Genomic DNA, 20,249 nt, shown 5'->3' on the forward strand with positions numbered 1-20,249 from the left:
CTTGAAGTCTGCGAAAGAAATTAAACCGCTCCTGCCTAGGCAGGAGCGATTTCCGTCAGATCAATCCTCTACAACGAATTATTCCAACGGTCTCGCAGAAACTCGTACAGGCGAAAAGCCCATAACGTGATTCTGACGAGGCGCCACATATGTTTAAGAAACTTAGACATACTTTGGCCCTCCTTGCGTGGGGCCAAACCTCCGATGCACTTTCCGGCATACGAACACCTTCGGGACTACACGTGAGTGTGTCCGCAAAGGATACGCAGGCCTTGGCCTCACCGAAGCCTGCAAACTGAAACCGTCTCCTCAAGGCGGTTTTTTTTCGTTTCGACATTGGTTGACCACTTCCCGCAACATCCGGTGAAAGTTCGCCTCCGCCTGATCGACCTTCCCCAACTACCCTTCAAAAACCCGCAGGAAGCGGCTCCCGATTCAGTTCAAGGAACGACCATGTCCCTCTCCATCGTCCACAGTCGCGCCCAGATAGGCGTGGATGCTCCCGCCGTCACCGTCGAAGTTCATCTGGCCAACGGTCTGCCGTCGCTGACCATGGTCGGGCTGCCCGAGGCGGCGGTGAAGGAGAGCAAGGACCGGGTGCGCAGCGCGATCATCAATTCCGGGCTGCAGTTTCCGGCGCGGCGCATAACGTTGAATCTGGCGCCGGCGGACTTGCCCAAGGACGGCGGGCGCTTTGATCTGGCGATTGCCTTGGGGATTCTGTCGGCGAGTGTGCAGGTACCGTGTCTGACGCTGGATGATGTGGAATGCCTTGGTGAATTGGCGTTGTCCGGCGCTGTGCGGCCGGTACGCGGGGTGTTGCCGGCGGCGCTGGCGGCGCGCAAGGCCGGGCGGGCACTGGTGGTGCCGCGGGCGAATGCCGAAGAAGCGTGCCTGGCCTCGGGATTGAAGGTGTTTGCGGTGGATCATCTGCTGGAAGCAGTGGCGCATTTCAACGGGCATACGCCGGTCGAGCCTTATGTATCGAACGGGCTTATCCATGCGGCGAAACCTTATCCCGACCTCAATGAGGTGCAAGGTCAGATAGCCGCGAAACGAGCGCTGCTGATTGCGGCGGCGGGCGCGCACAACCTGTTGTTCAGTGGGCCACCGGGGACGGGCAAGACCTTGTTGGCAAGTCGCTTGCCGGGACTGCTGCCACCGCTTTCCGAATGCGAGGCGCTGGAAGTCGCGGCGATTCAATCGGTCGCCAGCGGTGTGCCGCTGACCCATTGGCCGCAGCGTCCATTCCGTCAACCGCACCATTCTGCATCGGGGCCGGCGCTGGTCGGTGGCAGCTCGAAACCACAACCCGGCGAGATCACCCTCGCCCACCACGGTGTGCTGTTTCTCGACGAGCTGCCGGAGTTTGATCGCAAGGTGCTGGAGGTGCTGCGCGAGCCGCTGGAATCCGGGTATATCGTGATTGCCCGAGCCAAGGATCGCGTGCGTTTTCCGGCGCGCTTCCAGTTGGTGGCGGCGATGAATCCGTGTCCCTGTGGATATCTTGGCGAGCCGAGCGGCAAGTGTTCATGCACGCCGGACATGGTGCAGCGTTACCGCAACAAGCTATCGGGGCCGTTGCTGGATCGGATCGATCTGCACCTGACGGTGGCGCGGGAAGCGACGGCATTGAATCCGGCAGTGAAGCCTGGCGAGGATAGCGCCAGTGCGGCAGCCGTGGTGGCCGAGGCGCGGGAACGCCAGCAAAAGCGTCAGCGTTGTGCCAATGCGTTCCTCGATCTGCCAGGCCTGAAGCGGCACTGCCAGTTATCCACAGCCGATGAGAAATGGCTGGAGTCAGCCTGTGAACGGCTGACCTTGTCACTACGCTCAGCCCATCGTTTGCTCAAGGTCGCCAGAACCCTGGCAGACCTTGAGCAAGTCGATGCAATCAGCCGTGAGCATCTGGCCGAGGCGCTGCAGTATCGTCCGGCGACGCCTTAATGCTCGGTCAGATCAACCAACGGCGTCTGCCGTACTTCAGTTTCACGCCCGGCCTGAATTTCGCTCACGCGCTTCAACGCATTATCCACTGCGCCTTTATCTGCCAGCAGGCTGTAGCTGATCTGAAATTGTTGACTGGCCTTTGGCGCAATGCTCGGGACCAGATTCAGCGGACGTTGATAGCGGCGGTTGTAGGAAAAACTGGTGCCCGGCTCAAGGCCCGTGACATAGCCCTGCCCTTGGGTGTCGGTGTTTTTCCACAGGGAAAACACTGGCAACTGCTGCGTATTGAAGCCAACAGAGACACCGAGGCTGCCAGCCTTGTTGTGCAAGACCGTCAGGGTTTCGCCTTTGGCATCGGCATAGGGCACGACGTTGTAGACCGTTTCGTCGTAGTCCTTGGTTGGACCGCGATAAGTCTGCCAGTCCGCCAACTCGGCTTTGGCCTTGTCGTTGAAGGGCGAGACCTGTTTCACCGGCGCCGCGAACCGTGCGCCCTGCTCAAGGAACGGCGTGCTGAAGTTACTGTGATACAGCGCCTGGTATTCTTTCGGATAATCGCCATTGTTGGTCAGCGTATCGTTGAGGGCGAAATGCGCAGTGCCGGGCTCGGTAACCAGTTCGGTCACAACCGAGAAGTCGACTTTCTTGAACGCCTGCTCTTTCAGCTCGCCGCGCAGACTGATGGCGTAGGGTGGTTTTTCATCGATGTGCAGCGTGACAGTGCTGGCCGGAATGTTGGCGGCGCGGCCGTGCAGGGTCAGCAACTCGCCATTGTCCATGCCGGGATGGCCGACCCATTCGTAACCGCAACGGGTCACCAGCTCGTTGAAGCCTTCAAGCCAGCCCAGACCACCGCGCCCATTGAGTTCGATGAAGGCCGGGTTGACCACTTCCTTGACCGGCGAATCCCATCCCATGCGCACGTTACCGACCGACGCTTGCAAGACATTCATGCCACGGGTCGGCACCACCGAGAGTTTCATCGTGCCGTTATCGATATCGACGATGCTGACACCTTCCTGTCGCCCACCGTGCAAGGTGCGCAGGCTGACGGAAAAGGGTTTGGCGGTTTTCACCCCGAGCTGCTCACTGGTTATGCTCCAGTTTTGCGCGGGCTTGTTGGCATCGAGGAGTACGTAATCCCAGGCCATGGCGTGGGAAGCAGCAGAGAGTGCGCCGAGGGCAACGGCGAGTTTGAGCGGGGTCATGGCAGCAGCCTTTATTGGAGTTGTGCCATTTTTATAGCGCTGCGGAAACGTTTCAGCAAGTATGAAAGAGCAAGAGCTCGAGTGTTTTACCCTGGATTGGCAGAGATGCGATCGCGAGCAGGCTCACTCCTACAGAGATCTTCAGTGATCACAAACATTGCGACCAACCGATATACCTGTAGGAGTGAGCCTGCTCGCGATAGCGATTTCAGCTGTACATCAACGGAAGCGATCAACCTCGGAACGCAAATCCGCAGCCAGTTTCTCAAGCTCCTTGGCGGTAACAGCCAGGTTCGACACAACCTCACGCTGCTCGCTGTTGGCCAGCGCAATGCTCTGCAGATTGCTGCTGAGCAACGTCGCCGTGCTGCTCTGTTCCTGCGTCGCGGTGGTGATCGCTGCAAACTGCTGACCCGCAGAACGGCTCTGTTCATCGATCCGCGCCAGCGCCGACGCCACATTGGCGTTGCGCGACAGGCCTTCCTGCATCAGCAGGTTGCCCTGTTCCATGGTGCTGATGGCGTTGCCGGTTTCCTGCTGGATGCTGTGAATCATCCCGGAGATTTCATCAGTGGCCTGACGGGTGCGCGACGCCAGGTTGCGTACCTCATCGGCCACCACGGCGAAGCCACGACCCTGTTCACCGGCGCGGGCCGCTTCGATGGCCGCGTTGAGTGCCAGCAGGTTGGTCTGTTCGGCAATCGAGGTGATCACGCTGACAATGCCGCCGATTTCCTGGGAACGCTGGCCAAGGGTGTTGATCACGGTGGCCGTGGTGTTCAGCGCGCCAGCGATTTGCTCCAGCGAGGACGACGCCTCTTGCATCGAGCTGCGCCCGATCTGGGTCTGCTGGGCGTTTTCCTGGGCCAGACGCTGGGTGGCCCCCATGTTGTCGGCGATGTTCAGCGAGGTTGCGCTGAACTCTTCCACCGCGCCGGCCATGCTGGTGATTTCGCCGGACTGCTGCTCCATGCCTTCGTAGGCACCACCGGACAAACCGGACAATGCCTGGGCGCGGCTGTTGACCTCTTCGGAGGCGCGACGGATGTGCTCGACCATGGTCGACAGTGCCTGACTCATCTGGTTGAACGCACGGGACAACTGGCCGATCTCGTCGTTGCTCGAAACGTTCAGACGCACGCTCAGATCACCCGCGCCCAGCGCTTCAGCCTGACGTACCAGATCACTCAGCGGCGCCAGTTTACTGCGCAGCAACCACACCACCGAACCCACCGCCAGCAGCATCGCCAGCAGACTGCCGATGGCCAGTTGCGTCCCGACACTCCAGGTCACCGCGCGAATCTCGGCTTTCGGCATGCTCGCCACCACCGCCCACGGCCCACCGTCGAACGGTACCGAAACACTGTAGAAATCTTCGTTCTTGTCGCCCCAGAACTGACCTTTGCCAGGGGTCTTGGCCAGACCGCCAATTATCGTAACCGCCTGATCCAAGGCCTGGACGCCCGCCGGGGCCACCAGCCATTTGTTCTGCTCATCCAGCAGCGCCAGCGAACCGGTCTGGCCGATGCGGAAGCGCTTGAGGTTGTCGAACTGGGCGTTCTGCGCATCGGTGTAATCGAAGCCGACGAACAGCACCGCAATCACCTTGCCGCTGCCATCGCGCACCGGGGTGTATTGGGTCATGTAGGAACGATCAAACAGCAACGCGCGGCCGACGTAGCCTTGCCCCGCCATCAATTTCGCATAAGCCGGGTGCGCATGATCGAGCAAGGTGCCGATAGCGCGACTGCCGTCCTGCTTGGTCAACGAGGTGCTGACCCGCACGAAGTCTTCACCGCTGCGCACGAACAGCGTGGCGACACCGGCGGTCATCTGCTTGAACTCGTCGACTTCCTTGAAGTTGTTGTTCAGCACTTCGCTGCCCAGGTGCAGGCCCGGGGTCTGGGTGCCGGCGACGTTCACCGGTGCATCCGGGTGAATGCTCAGGCCGGCGCTGAAGCGCTTTTCGAACAGCCCGCTCAGGCGCTGGGTGCTTTCACGCAGCGTGCCGTGGAAGGTGCTCAACTGGTCGGCCAGCAGCCGCGCTTCACTGGCGAGGTGTTCTTCACGGGTGGCGAGGTTGGCGGTATCCAGCGAACGCAGAGCAAAGACAGTACTGCCGCTGATGACAATCGCCAGTATCACGGCGAGCGCGAGGCCCAGCTGCGAGGCGATCCGAGCGCGAGGTTGAGACATGAACAGCTCCTGGCCGAACGTTTCGATCCTCCTTGATCGCTGCTCGGATAATTTTCTAATAGTGGGGGTGAATCGTGGTAACCGGCACGACGGTTCCACAAGCACGTATTCGGCGGTAGATCCGAATACTTGAGCGGACAACAGGGTTATGGCACAAGGCCGGCATTGTGCGGACTCGAACGTTTCAGCTCAAGCGCTTGACCACCGGCAACGCCATGGCGCGCACTTCGCCTTGCAGGAAGTCGCTGAGACGGCGCAAACGTTCACCTCCCGGACGGGTTTTTGGCCACACCAGGTAATAATTCAGTCCGCTGGCGACTGCGGTCGGCCATGGCAGGCTCAGTCTTCCTTGCGCGACATCTTCGGCAACCATCAGCAAATCACCCATCGACACCCCGTAACCTCGGGCGGCGGCAATCATGCCCAGTTCGAGAGTATCGAACACCTGCCCACCCTTGAGCGACACCTGATCGGACAAGCCCATGTGCTCCAGCCAACTGCGCCAGTCGCGCCGATCCGGGGTCGGGTGCAACAGCTCGGTGCTGGCCAGGCGCGCCACGTCCCAAGGCTGATCATTCAGCAGATTGGGCGCGCCCACCGGTATCAGTTCTTCTGGAAACAACAGGCTGGCTTCCCAGTCCGGTGGAAAATGCCCGTCACTGAGCAGCACGGCACAGTCGAAGGGTTCGTTGTTGAAGTCCACCGAATCCACATCCATCCAGGCACTGGTCAGTTGCACCTCATTGCCTGGTTGCAGATGGCGGAAGCGACTGAGCCGCGCCAACAGCCAGCGCATGGTCAGGGTCGACGGCGCTTTCATGCGCAGGATGTCGTCTTCGGCGCGCAAGGTGTTGCAGGCGCGTTCAAGGGCAGCAAAACCGTCGCGAATCCCCGGCAACAGCAGCCGCGCCGACTCCGTGAGTTGCAGGTTGCGTCCGCTGCGGTGAAACAGTTTGCAGGCGAAATGCTCCTCCAGCGTCTTGATGTGCCGGCTGACTGCACTCTGGGTGATCGACAATTCCTCGGCCGCCCGGGTGAACGAGCTGTGCCGCGCGGCCGCTTCGAATGCGCGCAGGGCATACAAGGGAGGAAGACGACGGGACATACACAAAGCTCCTTTAGCGGCATCCGGCCAACCCGGCGAGTTCTTCTCATGATGAGTTTTAATCATGCCACCCATCCTTTTTATCCTTTTGTGCAAACCTTTCCAAGCGCCGAGAATCGACGCTCTCTTGTTCCCTCTGATTGATGGGTGGTGATGACCATGCAGCATCCTGTGCGTACCGAACTCTGGGCCATCCTGCGGCTGGCCGGGCCGCTGATCGCTTCGCAGTTGGCGCACATGCTGATGGTGCTGACCGACACCCTGATGATGGCGCGCCTCAGTCCCGAGGCCTTGGCCGGTGGCGGACTGGGCGCGGCGAGTTATTCGTTCGTGTCGATTTTCTGCATCGGCGTGATCGCCGCGGTCGGCACGCTAGTGGCGATCCGTCAGGGTGCCGGCGATATCATCGGCGCGGCACGCCTGACCCAAGCCGGGTTGTGGCTGGCGTGGCTCATGGCGCTGGGCGCCGGGCTGCTGTTGTGGAATCTGAAACCGGTGTTGCTGCTGTTCGGCCAGACCGAAACCAACGTGCATGCCGCCGGGCAATTCCTCATCGCCCTGCCCTTCGCCCTGCCCGGCTATCTGAGCTTCATGGCCCTGCGCGGCTTTACCAGTGCGATCGGCCGGGCGACCCCGGTGATGGTCATCAGCCTCGGCGGCACCGTGGCCAACTTCCTGCTCAACTACGCGTTGATTACCGGCATGTTCGGCCTGCCAAAACTGGGGTTGACCGGCATCGGCCTGGTCACGGCAATCGTTGCCAACTGCATGGCGCTGGCGCTGGCCTGGCACATCCGCCAGCATCCGGCCTACGACGCTTACCCGTTGCGCGCCGGCCTGTCGCGGCCAAATCGTCAGTATCTGAAAGAATTGTGGCGCCTCGGCCTGCCGATTGGCGGCACCTACGCCGTGGAAGTCGGCCTGTTTGCCTTCGCGGCGCTGTGCATGGGCACCATGGGGAGCACGCAACTGGGCGCACACCAGATCGCCCTGCAGATCGTTTCGGTGGCGTTCATGGTGCCGGCGGGGATGTCCTACGCGATCACCATGCGCGTCGGCCAACATTACGGCGCCGGGCAACTGAACGATGCGCGGATGTCCGGCAGAGTCGGCATCGTATTCGGTGCGGTGGTGATGCTGGGTTTTGCGATGGTGTTCTGGCTGTTGCCGAATCAACTGGTCGGGCTGTTCCTCGATCACAATGATCCGGCCTTCGCCGAGGTGATTCGGCTGGCGGTGAGCCTGTTGGCAGTGGCGGCGTGGTTCGAATTGTTTGACGGCACGCAGACGATCGCCATGGGCTGCATCCGCGGGCTCAAGGATGCGAAAACCACGTTTCTGGTCGGCCTCGCTTGTTATTGGTTGATTGGCGCACCGGCGGCGTGGTGGATGGCGTTCCATTTGAACTGGGGGCCGACCGGCGTCTGGTGGGGGCTGGCGCTGGGGCTGGCGTGTGCAGCGGTGAGTTTGACCCTGGCGTTCGAGTGGAAGATGAAGCGGATGATTCGGCTGGAGCCGGATTCACAGAGATTCGCGGCCGTTCGCGCGGATTAAGATCAAAAGATCGCAGCCTGCGGCAGCTCCTACATTGGAATGCGTTTTCCTGCAGGAGCTGCCGCAGGCTGCGATCTTTTAAATGGCCTCAACCAGACTTTGCTGGCTGGCGCCGAAGGTCAGGTAGTCCACCAGTTCCGCCAATGGCAACGGCCGGCTGATCAGATACCCCTGCACCTGATCACAGCCAAACCCGCGCAGCAGATCCAGTTGCTCCGGGGTCTCCACGCCCTCGGCCACCACTTCAAGGTGCAGGTTGTGCGCAAGGTTGATCATCGCGTGCACCAGTTTGCGGTTCTCTTCGCGCTGCTCCATGCCGCCGACAAAGCTTTTGTCGATCTTCAGCAAGGTGATCGGCAGGCTGTTGAGGTGCACGAACGACGAGAAACCGGTGCCAAAGTCATCCAGCGAGAAGCGCACGCCGAGGCGGCCGAGGGCGTCCATGGTCTGCTTGACCAGATCGCTGCGGCGCATGACGGCGGTTTCGGTGAGTTCAAATTCCAGCCATTGCGCCTCGACCCCACGCTCGGCAATCAGGCGGCTGAGTGTCGGTAACAACTGGCTGTCCTGAAACTGGCGGAATGACAGGTTGATCGCCATGTGCAGCGCCGGCAGCCCGTGCTCGCGCAGCGCCTGCATGTCACGCAGGGCGCGGGAGATCACCCAGTAGCCCAACGGCACGATCAGCCCGCTCTGCTCGGCCAGCGGCACGAATTCGCTCGGCGGCAGCAGACCACGTTCGCCATGGCGCCAGCGCACCAAGGCTTCGAGGCCGACGATCTGCCCGTCTGCAAGATTCAGCCGTGGCTGGTAGTGCAGCTCCAGCTCGTCGCGGCGCAAGGCCCGACGCAGCTCGCTTTCGAGGTCGGCCATGCTCCGTGCGTTGCGGTTGATGCGTTCGTTGAAGATATGGAAGGTGCAGCCCTGCGTGCTCTTGGCCTGCTGCATGGCAATGTGCGCATGCCACATCAGCGGGTCGGCGCCACCTTGAGCGCGGGCATGGGCGATGCCGAGGCTGGAGCCGATCAACAGGCTTTCGCCATCGACCCAATACGGTTCAGCGAGGGCTTCGGTAATGCGTTCAGCCATCCACTCGGCGCGTTGCGGCGCGCGACGGGTGTCGATCAGCAGGGCAAATTCGTCGCTACCGAGGCGCGCCAATTGATCACCGGCCTCCAGCTGGCTTTTCAGCCGCGCAACGACTTGCAGGATCAAGCGATCGCCGGCCTGATGACCGAGGGCATCGTTGGCGTGGCGGAAGTTGTCGAGATCGAGGTGCCCGAGGGCCAGACCGCGCCCGTCGTTTTCCGCCAGGCGCGCCGCGAGCAGGGTCTGGAAGCCCTGGCGGTTGGCGATGCCGGTCAGCGGATCCTGTTCAGCGAGGCGTTGCAGGGTGTTTTCGAGGACGCCGCGTTCACGCACATGGCGCAGGCAGCGGCGCAGCATGTCGGCGTCGAGGGCGTCGAACACCAGCCAGTCGCTGACGCCAACGGGCGCGGTGACCGGTTCGTGATCCAGCAACAACACCGTCGGCAGGCTGCAACGACCCGGGGCCGGCTGCAGCGCGGGAACGGTCAACAACACTGCGTGGCGATTGTCTTCGAACAGACTGCTGACCGACTCCCAGCTCGGCGCGCTGATCAGTACCGCCGCGCTCCCCATCGGAGCCAGACACTCGCGCAATAACGCTGTCCACGCTGGCTCTTCGGCCAGTAGCAGCAAACGCAAGGGTTCGACAGGCGTAGACAAGCTAGCTCCCTAGACTCTGCAATGATGTGGGCGGGGCATTATGCCGTTGCGATGTTCAATGACAACGATTATCAGAGCGTTATTTTGTGTCACGAATGAGAACATTAGCCGCAAAATCACCATGCATCCTCCGCGAAAGTAACAAAACCGGCAAATTTGAATCGCGTGGTACGTCACAAGTCGGACAGAGCAGCACAAATCGCTGAGCCTGTTAAAATGCCGGCCCATTTCGTCAACGACTCCCGAATTTTCGTATGTCCCGACTCAATCCCCGGCAGCAAGAAGCCGTGAACTACGTCGGCGGCCCTCTATTGGTGCTCGCCGGCGCTGGCTCCGGCAAGACCAGCGTGATCACCCGCAAGATCGCGCACCTGATCCAGAACTGCGGCATCCGCGCCCAGTACATCGTCGCCATGACCTTTACCAACAAGGCCGCGCGCGAGATGAAGGAGCGGGTCGGCACCCTGCTGCGTGCCGGCGAAGGCCGCGGCCTGACGGTCTGCACCTTCCACAACCTGGGCCTGAACATCATCCGCAAGGAGCATGCGCGGCTGGGCTACAAACCTGGTTTCTCGATCTTCGACGAGACCGACGTCAAAGCCCTGATGACCGACATCATGCAGAAGGAATACGCGGGCGATGATGGCGTCGACGAGATCAAAAACATGATCGGCGCCTGGAAAAACGACCTGATCCTGCCGGCCCAGGCGCTGGAAAACGCGCGCAATCCGAAAGAACAGACTGCCGCCATCGTCTACACCCACTATCAGCGCACGCTCAAGGCGTTCAACGCGGTGGACTTCGACGACCTGATCCTGCTGCCGGTAAAGCTCTTCGAAGAGCACGCCGACATTCTCGAAAAGTGGCAGAACAAGGTGCGCTACCTGCTGGTGGACGAATACCAGGACACCAACGCCAGCCAGTACCTGCTGGTGAAGATGCTGATCGGCAAGCGCAATCAGTTCACCGTGGTGGGCGACGACGACCAGTCGATCTACGCCTGGCGTGGCGCGCGGCCGGAAAACCTGATGCTGCTCAAGGACGATTATCCGTCGCTGAAAGTGGTGATGCTCGAGCAGAACTATCGCTCCACCAGCCGCATCCTGCGCTGCGCCAACGTGCTGATCTCGAACAACCCGCACGAATTCAAAAAACAGCTGTGGAGTGAGATGGGCCACGGTGACGAGATCCGCGTGATCCGCTGCCGCAACGAGGACGCCGAAGCCGAGCGCGTGGCCATGGAAATCCTCAGCCTGCACTTGCGCACCGATCGCCCGTACAGTGATTTCGCGATCCTCTATCGCGGCAACTACCAGGCCAAGCTGATCGAACTGAAGTTGCAGCACCACCAGGTGCCGTACCGCCTGAGCGGCGGCAACAGCTTCTTCGGCCGCCAGGAAGTGAAGGACCTGATGGCCTACTTCCGTCTGATCGTGAACCCGGACGACGACAACGCCTTCCTGCGAGTGATCAACGTGCCGCGCCGGGAAATCGGCTCGACCACCCTGGAAAAACTCGGCAACTACGCCACCGAACGCAAGATCTCGATGTACGCCGCCACCGATGAAATCGGTCTGGGCGAGCATCTGGACAGCCGCTTCACCGATCGCCTGTCGCGCTTCAAGCGCTTCATGGACAAGGTGCGCGAGCAGTGTGCCGGCGAAGATCCGATCTCGGCCCTGCGCAGCATGGTCATGGACATCGACTACGAGAACTGGCTGCGCACCAACAGTTCCAGCGACAAGGCTGCGGACTACCGGATGAGCAACGTCTGGTTCCTGATCGAGGCCTTGAAGAACACCCTGGAAAAAGATGAAGACGGCGAGATGACCGTCGAGGATGCCATCGGCAAACTGGTCCTGCGCGACATGCTCGAACGTCAGCAGGAAGAAGAGGACGGCGCCGAAGGCGTGCAGATGATGACCCTGCATGCGTCCAAGGGCCTGGAATTCCCTTACGTGTTCATCATGGGCATGGAAGAGGAAATCCTCCCGCACCGCTCCAGCATCGAAGCCGACACCATCGAGGAGGAACGCCGTCTGGCCTACGTGGGCATCACCCGCGCCCGTCAGACCCTGGCGTTCACCTTCGCCGCCAAGCGCAAACAGTACGGCGAGATCATCGACTGCGCGCCAAGCCGCTTCCTCGATGAGCTGCCGCCGGATGATCTGGCGTGGGAAGGCAACGACGACACACCGACCGAAGTCAAAGCCGTGCGCGGCAATAGCGCATTGGCTGATATACGCGCGATGTTAAAGCGCTAGAATTGACCACTTTTTTAAAGCTTAGGGCGCACAAGCGCTGAACGAGGACAGCTTCATGGAAGCATTGCAGCAGAAAATCCGCGAACAAGGCATCGTGCTTTCCGACCAGGTCCTGAAAGTCGACGCCTTTCTGAACCACCAGATCGACCCGGCCCTGATGAAGCTGATCGGCGACGAATTCGCCACGCTGTTCAAGGACTCGGGCATCACCAAGATCGTCACCATCGAAGCCTCGGGCATTGCCCCGGCGATCATGACCGGTCTGAACCTGGGCGTGCCGGTGATCTTCGCCCGCAAGCACCAGTCCCTGACCCTGACGGAAAACCTGCTGTCGGCGACCGTTTACTCGTTCACCAAGCAGACCGAAAGTACCGTGGCCATCTCTCCACGGCACCTGACCAGCAGCGACCGCGTGCTGATCATCGACGACTTCCTGGCCAACGGTAAGGCCTCGCAGGCGCTGATCTCGATCATCAAGCAGGCTGGCGCCACCGTGGCTGGCCTCGGGATCGTGATCGAGAAGTCGTTCCAGGGCGGCCGTGCCGAGCTGGATTCGCAGGGCTACCGCGTTGAATCGCTGGCTCGCGTGAAATCGCTGAAGGATGGCGTCGTCACCTTCATCGAATAAACCAGCAGCACCGCAATACCCCTGTGGGAGCGAGCCTGCTCGCGAATGCTTAGGGTCAGTCGACATCTTGGTTGACTGACCCTAAGCATTCGCGAGCAGGCTCGCTCCCACAGTGGGTTTTGCGGTGGGCGGTTACTGCGCGGTGGCTTTGAGGCCGGTGAGCAGCAGACGCTGGAACAGGTCTTCTTTCAGGCCTTGCGGGTTGGTCAGTTGCATACGTTCAAGATGTTCGGGGAACGTCGAAGCCTCCGGCGCATCCAGCGCGGCCTTGCCCAGCTCCAATATCTCGCTGAGCTTGAACTTGCTCTTCAGCCAGTTCAGCGCCCGCAGCAGATCCCGCTCGATCGCGGTGAAATCACAGCCCAGCGGATATTCCGGAAACAGGTTCGGATGCTTCGCCGCAATCGCCTGCAAACGTTGCGGGGTGTTGTCGGCAAAACGTGGATCGAGGCGGAAGTCCTTCGGCAGTTTGCCGACCTTCTGTGCCTGCTCGATCAGCCCCGGTTGAAAGCGTGAATCGCTGATGTTCAGCAACGACTCGATCACCACCGCATCCGACTTGCCGCGCAGATCGGCGATACCGTACTCGGTGACCACGATGTCGCGCAGGTGCCGTGGAATCGTGCAATGGCCGTACTCCCAGACGATGTTCGAGCTGACCTCGCCGCCGGACTCGCGCCAGCTGCGCAGGATCAGAATCGAGCGCGCATCGTGCAGCGCATGGCCTTGGGCGACGAAGTTGTATTGCCCGCCGACACCGCTGAGCACCCGCCCGTCTTCCAGTTGATCGGCCACACCCGCGCCCATCAGCGTCATGGTGAACACGGTGTTGATGAACCGCGCATCGAGGCGCTGCAAGCGCTTGAGCTCTTCCTGCCCGTACAGCTCGTTGATGTAGCTGATGCGGGTCATGTTGAACTCGAGGCGCTTGCTCTGCGGCAACTCATGCAGGCGCTCGTAGAAACTGCGCGGGCCGAGGAAGAAGCCGCCGTGCACCGAGATGCCATCGGTCTGCGCCGCTTCATCGAGGGTGCCGGCGTTGGCCTGCTCCTGAGTGTGCACGTCGGGGTAGACCTTGCGCCGGATGATTCCGGCATCAGCCAGCACCAGCAAGCCGTTGACGAACATTTCGCTGCAGCCATACAGGCCCTTGGCGAATGGTGCGGTACCGCCCTCGCGCTCGATCAGTTGCGCCCACTGGCTGAGGTTTATGTCATTGAGCAACGCTTGGTAACCGGCGTTATCTGCCTGCCGCGCCAGCAGTGCGGCAGTCAGTGCATCGCCCATCGAGCCGATGCCGATCTGCAACGTACCGCCGTCGCGCACCAGGGTGCTGGCGTGCAGGCCGATGAAATGATCCTGAAAGCCCACCGGCATGTTCGGCGTGGAAAACAGCGTGCTGCTGTCCTTCGCATCGATCAGCAGGTCGAAGGTGTCGATATCGACTTCGGCATCGCCGGGCATGTACGGCAGATCGGTGTGCACCTGACCGACCAGCAGGATGGTCTCCCCCGCATCGCGGCGCCTGGCGATCATCGGCAACAGGTCGAGGGTGATGTCCGGGTTGCAGCTCAGGCTCAGGCGATCAGGATGTTCGCTGCTGCTGGCGAGCAATTGCGCCACCAGATTGAGGCCGGCGGCATTGATATCACGGGCGGCGTGGCTGTAGTTGCTGCTGACGTAATCCTGCTGGGCAGGCGCGCTGTTGAGCAGGCTGCCGGGCTGCATGAAGAACTGTTCGATACGGATGTTGGCGGGCAGGCTGTCACCCTGCAGATCGGCGAGGAAATCGAATTCGGGGTAATCACCGAAGACGCGCTCGACGAAGGGTTCGATAAAGCGTTTCTGCAGACCGTCGCCCAGCGTCGGCCGCCCCAGGCACAGCGCGGTGTACATCGTCAGTTGTCGCTCGGGCAAGCCCTTGATCCGCCGGTACAGCGCGTTGACGAAGTGATTCGGCTTGCCCAGCCCCAGCGGCATGCCCATGTGGATATGCGCCGGCAGGCGTGCGAGCACCTCGTCCACTGCCTGTTCGATCGAACACAACTGCACCATCTGAAGCCTCCTGCCCGTTCCGTGAATAGAGGTAGACCGAGCTTGCCTCGACTTTGCTGCAATGAACAGCTTCAGAGTGAATGTGCGCTGTTCTTGAAATATTTATCCGACTCGAAATTGTTGCCCTCACCTGGCCCTCTCCCGGAGGGAGAGGGCACTGAATGGGGGATATTTGGGAAATGCGCCGACTTGAAATAGCCTTGTTGAATCCATCATCGACTCAATCTTCTGGTCGATGTCGGACGCCAGACACCTCGGTCGGCCCCCTCGCCCTCCGGGAGAGGGCTGCGCGGGCGGCGTTCCGATGAGGGCTACTGAATCGCAGGCACAAAAAAACCGTCCGAAGACGGTTTTTTTCGTCAGAAGAGCGGCTTATTTCAGGCCGGACATCTTCTGGATCGCGCCTTTCAACTCGTCATCCGAGCAATCGGCGCAGGTGCCTTTTGGTGGCATGGCGTTGATGCCGGTGATGGCTTTGGCGAGGATGCCATCGAGGCCGCCCTGATGATCGGCGCGGTCTTTCCAGGCGGCAGTGTCACCGATTTTCGGTGCGCCCAGCAGGCCGGTTCCGTGGCAAGCGTTGCAATGTTTTGCAATCACTTCATCAGGCGTTTTCGCACCGCCACCACCGCCGGCAGTCGCAGCCACTTCCATCCCTTTGCATTCCTGCCCCTGAACGCACACCTGGCCGACCGGCTCGAGGCGCTTGGCAATGTCGTCATTCGTCGCAGCTTGAGCGCTGACAGCCCAGAGGGCCAGTACGGTTGCTGGTGCGGCCAGCATTTTCATAATTAGGTTCACGCGTTCACCCTCAATGGTGGCTATTCACGCCTGCGGCCACGGTTCGCAGGCGGGCGCAAGTATAGCGGGTAGCCCGCCACACTGAAACAACCCCATAGTCGAAGGGGTTATACCGCGCTGTGGAAAAACTCTGCGGATGCCTTCGCCGTCATGGCTTGGCGCCTCTGTGTTTAAAAATTCGCCGGCGTGGCTGCGCTGATTAGTCGCGCAGGCGCGTCGAACGGATTACGAAAACGATGCGGCTTGGTACTTTCAAAATAGTAGCTGTCGCCGGCTTCGAGAATAAAAGTTTCAAGGCCCACGACCAATTCCAGACGACCTTCCACCAGGATCCCGGTTTCCTCGCCTTCATGGGTGAGCATTTCTTCACCGGTATCGGCGCCCGGCGGGTAGATTTCGTTGAGAAACGCGATGGCCCGGCTCGGGTGCGCGCGGCCGACCAGTTTCATGGTCACCGCGCCGTCGGAGATGTCGATCAGCTCGTTGGCCTTGTAGACGATCTGGGTCGGGACTTCCTGCAGGATTTCTTCGGAAAAGAACTCGACCATGGACATGGGAATCCCGCCCAGAACCTTCCTCAGCGAACTGATCGAAGGGCTGACGCTGTTCTTTTCGATCATCGAAATGGTGCTGTTGGTGACGCCCGCACGTTTGGCGAGTTCACGCTGGGAAAGCCCTTTGAGCTTGCGGATCGATTGCAGTCGTTCACCGACGTCCAAGGCGGGAGCCTCCTGATGTTGTAAGAATATTGAGCGTTATCATGGCGACAGCGTTCAGTATTTACAACACTTGGCCCCCGCAGCGGCGTCAACCCTCGGAATAGAGCCTTGGCACGCGACGCAGGTTGCAGAAGATCTGATACGGAATGGTGTCCGCCCACTGTGCGACTTCACTGGCGAGGATGTTTTTGCCCCACAGCTCGACGGTCGAACCGAGGTCCGCTTCCGGCACATCGGTGAGGTCAATGCAGAGCATGTCCATCGACACGCGGCCCAGCAGGCGGCTGCGTTTGCCGGCAACCAGCACCGGCGTGCCGGTCGGGGCATGACGCGGGTAGCCATCGGCGTACCCCATGGCGACCACGCCGATGCGCATCGGCTTGTCGGTGATGAATTTGGCGCCATAACCGATCGGCTCGCCGGCGGGCAGCTCACGTACGCAGATGACTTTCGATTCGAGGGTCATCACCGGTTGCAGGCGCTCGGCCACGGCGTTGACTTCTTCGAACGGGGTGGCGCCGTAGAGCATGATGCCCGGGCGCACCCAGTCGCTGTGAATCTGCGGCCAACCGAGCACGGCTGGCGAGTTGCGCAGGCTGACCTCGGCGGCGAGGCCCTGACGGGCAGCCTCAAACACTGCGACTTGATCGGCGCTGCTCTGCTCATGCAGTTCATCGGCGCGGGCGAAGTGGCTCATCAGCACGATCTTCGCCACTTTGCCGCTGGCCAGCAGACGCTGGTAGGCCGCCGCGTAATCCTTCGGATGCAGGCCCACACGGTGCATGCCCGAGTCGAGCTTGAGCCACACGGTGATCGGTTTGCTCAAGGCCGCCTGCTCGATCGCTTCGAGCTGCCACAGCGAATGCACCACGGTCCAGAAATCATGCTCGACGATCAGCGCCAGCTCATCAGCTTCGAAGATGCCTTCGAGCAACAACACAGGAGCCTTGATGCCGGCCGCGCGCAGCTCCAGCGCTTCTTCGATGCAGGCGACGGCAAACCCGTCGGCCTCGGCTTCCAGCGCCTGGGCGCAACGCACCGCACCGTGACCGTAGGCATCAGCCTTGATCACTGCCAGCGCCTTGGCGCCGGTGACTTCGCGGGCAATTCGGTAGTTGTGACGCAGGGCTTCTAGGTCGATCAGGGCACGGGCAGGACGCATGGCAGCAGACTTCTTGGCGGTCATGGGAAGAAAAACCGGCGCCGACTGACGACGTGAACCGCCAACAGCGCCGGGAGAGGGATCTTTGAAACGGTTACGGCAACGCGGCGACGATGGAGATCTCGACCAGAATGCTCGGCTTGGCCATCTTCGCTTCGACGGTGGCCCGGGCCGGAGCAGCGCCTTTGGGCAGCCACTGATCCCACACCGAGTTCATCCCGGCAAAGTGCGCCTCGATGTCGTTCAGGTAGATCGTTGCCGACAGCAGATGCTGCTTGTCAGTCCCGGCCAGATCCAGCAAACGCTCGATATTGGCGAGCACGTCGCGGGTCTGCTGTTCGACCCCGGCGTCGAAGTCGTCGCCGACCTGTCCGGCCAGATACACGGTGCCGTTGTGGGTGACGATCTGACTCATGCGCTCATTGGTGAGCTGGCGCTGGATTGCCATGTTTTGCGGACTCCTGAGGCTTGTTGCCGTAACGGGAAATATCGAGGCCTTCGGCGCTGATCTGCGGCTTTTTCTTCGCCATCAGATCGGCCAGCAAACGACCGGAACCGCACGCCATGGTCCAACCCAGGGTGCCGTGACCGGTGTTGAGGAACAGGTTGTTGAACGGCGTGGCGCCCACGATCGGCGTGCCGTCCGGGGTGGTCGGACGCAGACCGGTCCAGAAGCTCGCCTCGGTCAGATTGCCGCCCTGAGGATAAAGGTCGTTGACGATCATCTCCAGGGTTTCGCGCCGACGCGGGTTCAGCGACAGGTCGAAACCGGCAATCTCCGCCATGCCGCCGACGCGGATGCGGTTGTCGAATCGGGTGATCGCGACCTTGTAGGTCTCGTCGAGAATGGTCGAAGTCGGGGCCATGGCCGGGTTGGTGATCGGCACGGTCAGCGAGTAACCCTTGAGCGGATACACCGGAGCCTTGATGCCCAAAGGCTTGAGCAGTTGCGGCGAGTAGCTGCCGAGGGCCAGCACGTAGCGATCGGCGGTTTCCAGCTTGCCGTCGATCCATACACCGTTGATGCGGTCACCGGCGTAGTCGAGCCGCTGAATGTCCTGGCCGAAGCGGAACTCCACACCGAGTTTCACGGCCATTTCCGCCAGGCGCGTAGTGAACATCTGGCAGTCGCCCGTCTGGTCGTTCGGCAGACGCAGAGCTCCGGCGAGGATGTCGGTGACATTGGCCAGTGCCGGCTCGACGCGGGCAATGCCGGCGCGATCGAGGACTTCAAACGGCACGCCGGACTCTTTCAGCACGGCGATGTCTTTGGCGGCGCCATCGAGCTGTGCCTGGGTACGGAACAGTTGGGTGGTGCCGAGGCTGCGGCCTTCGTAGGCGATGCCGGTTTCGGCGCGCAGTTCGTCGAGGCAGTCGCGGCTGTACTCGGACAGACGCACCATGCGCTCCTTGTTCACCGCGTAACGGCTGGCGGTGCAGTTGCGCAGCATCTGCGCCATCCACAGGTACTGGTCGATGTCGGCAGTGGCTTTGATCGCCAGCGGCGCATGGCGCTGCAGCAACCACTTGATGGCCTTGAGCGGCACACCCGGCGCGGCCCACGGCGAGGCATAACCCGGCGACACCTGGCCGGCGTTGGCGAAACTAGTCTCCATGGCTACGGCTGGCTGCCGGTCGACTACCACCACTTCAAACCCGGCACGAGCCAGATAGTAAGCACTGGCGGTACCGATGACGCCGCTACCCAAGACCATTACGCGCATTTTTGTATCCCTCATCGCGGCGGGGCCGCGTACGTCTGTTGTTAGAGCAATGATGCGCGCAGTGTAAAAAAGAATGGCCAGTGCATTTCACTATATAAGCGCCTATATTTGGCGACAATTCTCGGCAAAAACCCTTTTCACGGAGGCGCATCCCCTATGCGTACCAACACTCAGACCAAACGTGAGCTGGACAAGATCGACCGCAACATCTTGCGGATCCTGCAGGCGGACGGGCGGATATCGTTTACCGAACTCGGGGAGAAGGTCGGTCTGTCCACCACGCCATGTACGGAACGGGTGCGGCGGCTGGAGCGCGAAGGGATCATCATGGGCTACAACGCCCGGCTCAACCCGCAGCATCTGAAGGGTAGCCTGCTGGTGTTCGTCGAGATCAGCCTCGACTACAAATCAGGCGACACTTTCGAAGAGTTCCGACGCGCGGTGCTGAAACTGCCGCATGTGCTGGAATGCCACCTGGTTTCAGGGGATTTCGACTATCTGGTGAAGGCGCGGATTTCCGAGATGGCCTCGTACCGCAAACTGCTGGGCGACATTCTGTTGAAGCTGCCGCATGTGCGTGAGTCGAAGAGCTATATCGTGATGGAAGAGGTGAAGGAGAGTCTGAGCCTTCCCATTCCAGACTGAAGATTGGCGTCGCTGCATTCGCGAGCAGGCTCGCTCCCACAGGGGAATGCATTTCAAATGTGGGAGCGAGCCTGCTCGCGAAGGCGTCAACTCGGTTCCGATTGAGCCCGTTAAACCAGCACCTGCCGATTCGAAGCCATGTACTCGAAGATCTGCTTTTCAACGCGCGGATGAATCAGCTCCACCGGCCCCCGCCCGTTCGGGCACGGCAGGGTTTTGGTGGTGCCGAACAATCGGCAGATCAGCGGTCGCTCTTCATACACCGTGCAGCCATTCGGCCCCAAGTGCACACAGTTCAACTCTTCCATCGCCGCATCCTGTTCGGCGCGGGTCTTGCGCGGCAGACGTGACATTTCTTCTGGCGAAGTAGTCACCGGCCCGCAGCAATCGTGGCAACCGGGCACGCACTCGAACGAGGGGATTTGCTGACGCAGGTCGCGAATGGTCTGGCGGTTGCAACTCATCGAAACGGTAACCCACATGAAATAG

The 20,249-nt window shown here is 60.9% G+C and carries 16 protein-coding genes; 5 read left to right on the top strand and 11 right to left on the bottom strand.

The window, feature by feature from the left end:
* The first annotated feature begins 453 nt into the window (after positions 1-453).
* Positions 454-1,947, top strand: a complete 1,494-nt coding sequence (locus BW33_RS01975) for a YifB family Mg chelatase-like AAA ATPase (protein WP_047596747.1) — start codon at positions 454-456, stop codon at positions 1,945-1,947.
* On the opposite strand, the gene BW33_RS01980 is transcribed toward BW33_RS01975, so the two are convergent.
* The 3 genes from BW33_RS01980 to BW33_RS01990 all read right to left on the bottom strand — a co-directional run bounded on the left by BW33_RS01980 (position 1,944) and on the right by BW33_RS01990 (position 6,459).
* Complete coding sequence (locus tag BW33_RS01980; protein ID WP_047596749.1) at positions 1,944-3,158, bottom strand: aldose 1-epimerase family protein; 1,215 nt, start codon at positions 3,156-3,158, stop codon at positions 1,944-1,946. The two genes, BW33_RS01975 and BW33_RS01980, sit on opposite strands and share 4 nt — an antisense overlap.
* A gap of 219 nt (positions 3,159-3,377) precedes the next feature.
* Positions 3,378-5,354: a methyl-accepting chemotaxis protein gene (locus tag BW33_RS01985; protein WP_047596751.1), complete on the bottom strand. Its 1,977-nt coding sequence runs from the start codon at positions 5,352-5,354 to the stop codon at positions 3,378-3,380.
* A 184-nt stretch (positions 5,355-5,538) separates the two neighbouring features.
* Positions 5,539-6,459, bottom strand: a complete 921-nt coding sequence (locus BW33_RS01990; protein ID WP_047596753.1) for a LysR substrate-binding domain-containing protein — start codon at positions 6,457-6,459, stop codon at positions 5,539-5,541.
* 153 nt (positions 6,460-6,612) lie between these two features.
* Here BW33_RS01990 and BW33_RS01995 point away from each other — a divergent pair, with 153 nt between their 5' ends.
* Complete coding sequence (locus BW33_RS01995; RefSeq protein WP_177327451.1) at positions 6,613-8,013, top strand: NorM family multidrug efflux MATE transporter; 1,401 nt, start codon at positions 6,613-6,615, stop codon at positions 8,011-8,013.
* A gap of 78 nt (positions 8,014-8,091) precedes the next feature.
* Here the strand turns inward: BW33_RS01995 and BW33_RS02000 are convergent, their stop codons facing one another.
* Positions 8,092-9,762, bottom strand: a complete 1,671-nt coding sequence (locus BW33_RS02000; protein ID WP_047596755.1) for a putative bifunctional diguanylate cyclase/phosphodiesterase — start codon at positions 9,760-9,762, stop codon at positions 8,092-8,094.
* Between the two features lie 254 nt (positions 9,763-10,016).
* Here BW33_RS02000 and rep point away from each other — a divergent pair, with 254 nt between their 5' ends.
* Entirely contained in the window at positions 10,017-12,026 is a 2,010-nt protein-coding gene (rep, locus tag BW33_RS02005) for a DNA helicase Rep (protein ID WP_047596756.1), read from the top strand.
* Between the two features lie 55 nt (positions 12,027-12,081).
* On the top strand, positions 12,082-12,654 hold the full coding sequence (locus BW33_RS02010; RefSeq protein ID WP_047596759.1) for a xanthine phosphoribosyltransferase: 573 nt from the start codon (positions 12,082-12,084) through the stop codon (positions 12,652-12,654).
* Positions 12,655-12,786: 132 nt separating this feature from the next.
* On the opposite strand, the gene BW33_RS02015 is transcribed toward BW33_RS02010, so the two are convergent.
* The 6 genes from BW33_RS02015 to dadA all read right to left on the bottom strand — a co-directional run bounded on the left by BW33_RS02015 (position 12,787) and on the right by dadA (position 19,115).
* The gene (locus BW33_RS02015) at positions 12,787-14,709 is read right to left on the bottom strand and encodes an acetyl-CoA hydrolase/transferase C-terminal domain-containing protein (protein ID WP_047596761.1); all 1,923 of its coding nucleotides are present in this window, start codon (positions 14,707-14,709) and stop codon (positions 12,787-12,789) included.
* 372 nt (positions 14,710-15,081) lie between these two features.
* Positions 15,082-15,498 (bottom strand): c-type cytochrome, encoded by a 417-nt coding sequence (locus BW33_RS02020; RefSeq protein ID WP_047596762.1) that lies wholly within the window; start codon positions 15,496-15,498, stop codon positions 15,082-15,084.
* 182 nt (positions 15,499-15,680) lie between these two features.
* Complete coding sequence (locus BW33_RS02025; RefSeq protein ID WP_007920393.1) at positions 15,681-16,229, bottom strand: cupin domain-containing protein; 549 nt, start codon at positions 16,227-16,229, stop codon at positions 15,681-15,683.
* Between the two features lie 88 nt (positions 16,230-16,317).
* Complete coding sequence (gene alr, locus BW33_RS02030; protein ID WP_047596764.1) at positions 16,318-17,391, bottom strand: alanine racemase; 1,074 nt, start codon at positions 17,389-17,391, stop codon at positions 16,318-16,320.
* Between the two features lie 94 nt (positions 17,392-17,485).
* On the bottom strand, positions 17,486-17,839 hold the full coding sequence (locus BW33_RS02035) for a RidA family protein (protein WP_047596766.1): 354 nt from the start codon (positions 17,837-17,839) through the stop codon (positions 17,486-17,488).
* Complete coding sequence (gene dadA / locus BW33_RS02040; protein WP_047596768.1) at positions 17,811-19,115, bottom strand: D-amino acid dehydrogenase; 1,305 nt, start codon at positions 19,113-19,115, stop codon at positions 17,811-17,813. Before dadA ends, BW33_RS02035 begins: the two co-directional genes overlap by 29 nt.
* A 156-nt stretch (positions 19,116-19,271) precedes the next feature.
* Between dadA and BW33_RS02045 the strand changes: the two genes are divergently transcribed.
* On the top strand, positions 19,272-19,760 hold the full coding sequence (locus BW33_RS02045; protein WP_003177284.1) for an Lrp/AsnC ligand binding domain-containing protein: 489 nt from the start codon (positions 19,272-19,274) through the stop codon (positions 19,758-19,760).
* Between the two features lie 110 nt (positions 19,761-19,870).
* On the opposite strand, the gene BW33_RS02050 is transcribed toward BW33_RS02045, so the two are convergent.
* The gene (locus BW33_RS02050) at positions 19,871-20,224 is read right to left on the bottom strand and encodes a YkgJ family cysteine cluster protein (protein ID WP_047596769.1); all 354 of its coding nucleotides are present in this window, start codon (positions 20,222-20,224) and stop codon (positions 19,871-19,873) included.
* Positions 20,225-20,249: the final 25 nt, after the last annotated feature.

It is taken from the genome of Pseudomonas sp. RIT288 (genome assembly GCF_000631985.1).
GTDB lineage: Bacteria > Pseudomonadota > Gammaproteobacteria > Pseudomonadales > Pseudomonadaceae > Aquipseudomonas.

Bases quoted from the DNA above. Each gene is read 5' to 3' on its own strand.
- BW33_RS01975 (WP_047596747.1), top strand. From the start codon at position 454: ATGTCCCTCTCCATCGTCCACAGTCGCGCCCAGATAGGCGTGGATGCT.
- BW33_RS01980 (WP_047596749.1), bottom strand. From the start codon at position 3,158: ATGACCCCGCTCAAACTCGCCGTTGCCCTCGGCGCACTCTCTGCTGCT.
- BW33_RS01985 (WP_047596751.1), bottom strand. From the start codon at position 5,354: ATGTCTCAACCTCGCGCTCGGATCGCCTCGCAGCTGGGCCTCGCGCTC.
- BW33_RS01990 (WP_047596753.1), bottom strand. From the start codon at position 6,459: ATGTCCCGTCGTCTTCCTCCCTTGTATGCCCTGCGCGCATTCGAAGCG.
- BW33_RS01995 (WP_177327451.1), top strand. From the start codon at position 6,613: ATGACCATGCAGCATCCTGTGCGTACCGAACTCTGGGCCATCCTGCGG.
- rep (WP_047596756.1), top strand. From the start codon at position 10,017: ATGTCCCGACTCAATCCCCGGCAGCAAGAAGCCGTGAACTACGTCGGC.
- BW33_RS02010 (WP_047596759.1), top strand. From the start codon at position 12,082: ATGGAAGCATTGCAGCAGAAAATCCGCGAACAAGGCATCGTGCTTTCC.
- BW33_RS02015 (WP_047596761.1), bottom strand. From the start codon at position 14,709: ATGGTGCAGTTGTGTTCGATCGAACAGGCAGTGGACGAGGTGCTCGCA.
- BW33_RS02020 (WP_047596762.1), bottom strand. From the start codon at position 15,498: ATGAAAATGCTGGCCGCACCAGCAACCGTACTGGCCCTCTGGGCTGTC.
- alr (WP_047596764.1), bottom strand. From the start codon at position 17,391: ATGCGTCCTGCCCGTGCCCTGATCGACCTAGAAGCCCTGCGTCACAAC.
- BW33_RS02035 (WP_047596766.1), bottom strand. From the start codon at position 17,839: ATGGCAATCCAGCGCCAGCTCACCAATGAGCGCATGAGTCAGATCGTC.
- dadA (WP_047596768.1), bottom strand. From the start codon at position 19,115: ATGCGCGTAATGGTCTTGGGTAGCGGCGTCATCGGTACCGCCAGTGCT.
- BW33_RS02045 (WP_003177284.1), top strand. From the start codon at position 19,272: ATGCGTACCAACACTCAGACCAAACGTGAGCTGGACAAGATCGACCGC.
- BW33_RS02050 (WP_047596769.1), bottom strand. From the start codon at position 20,224: ATGAGTTGCAACCGCCAGACCATTCGCGACCTGCGTCAGCAAATCCCC.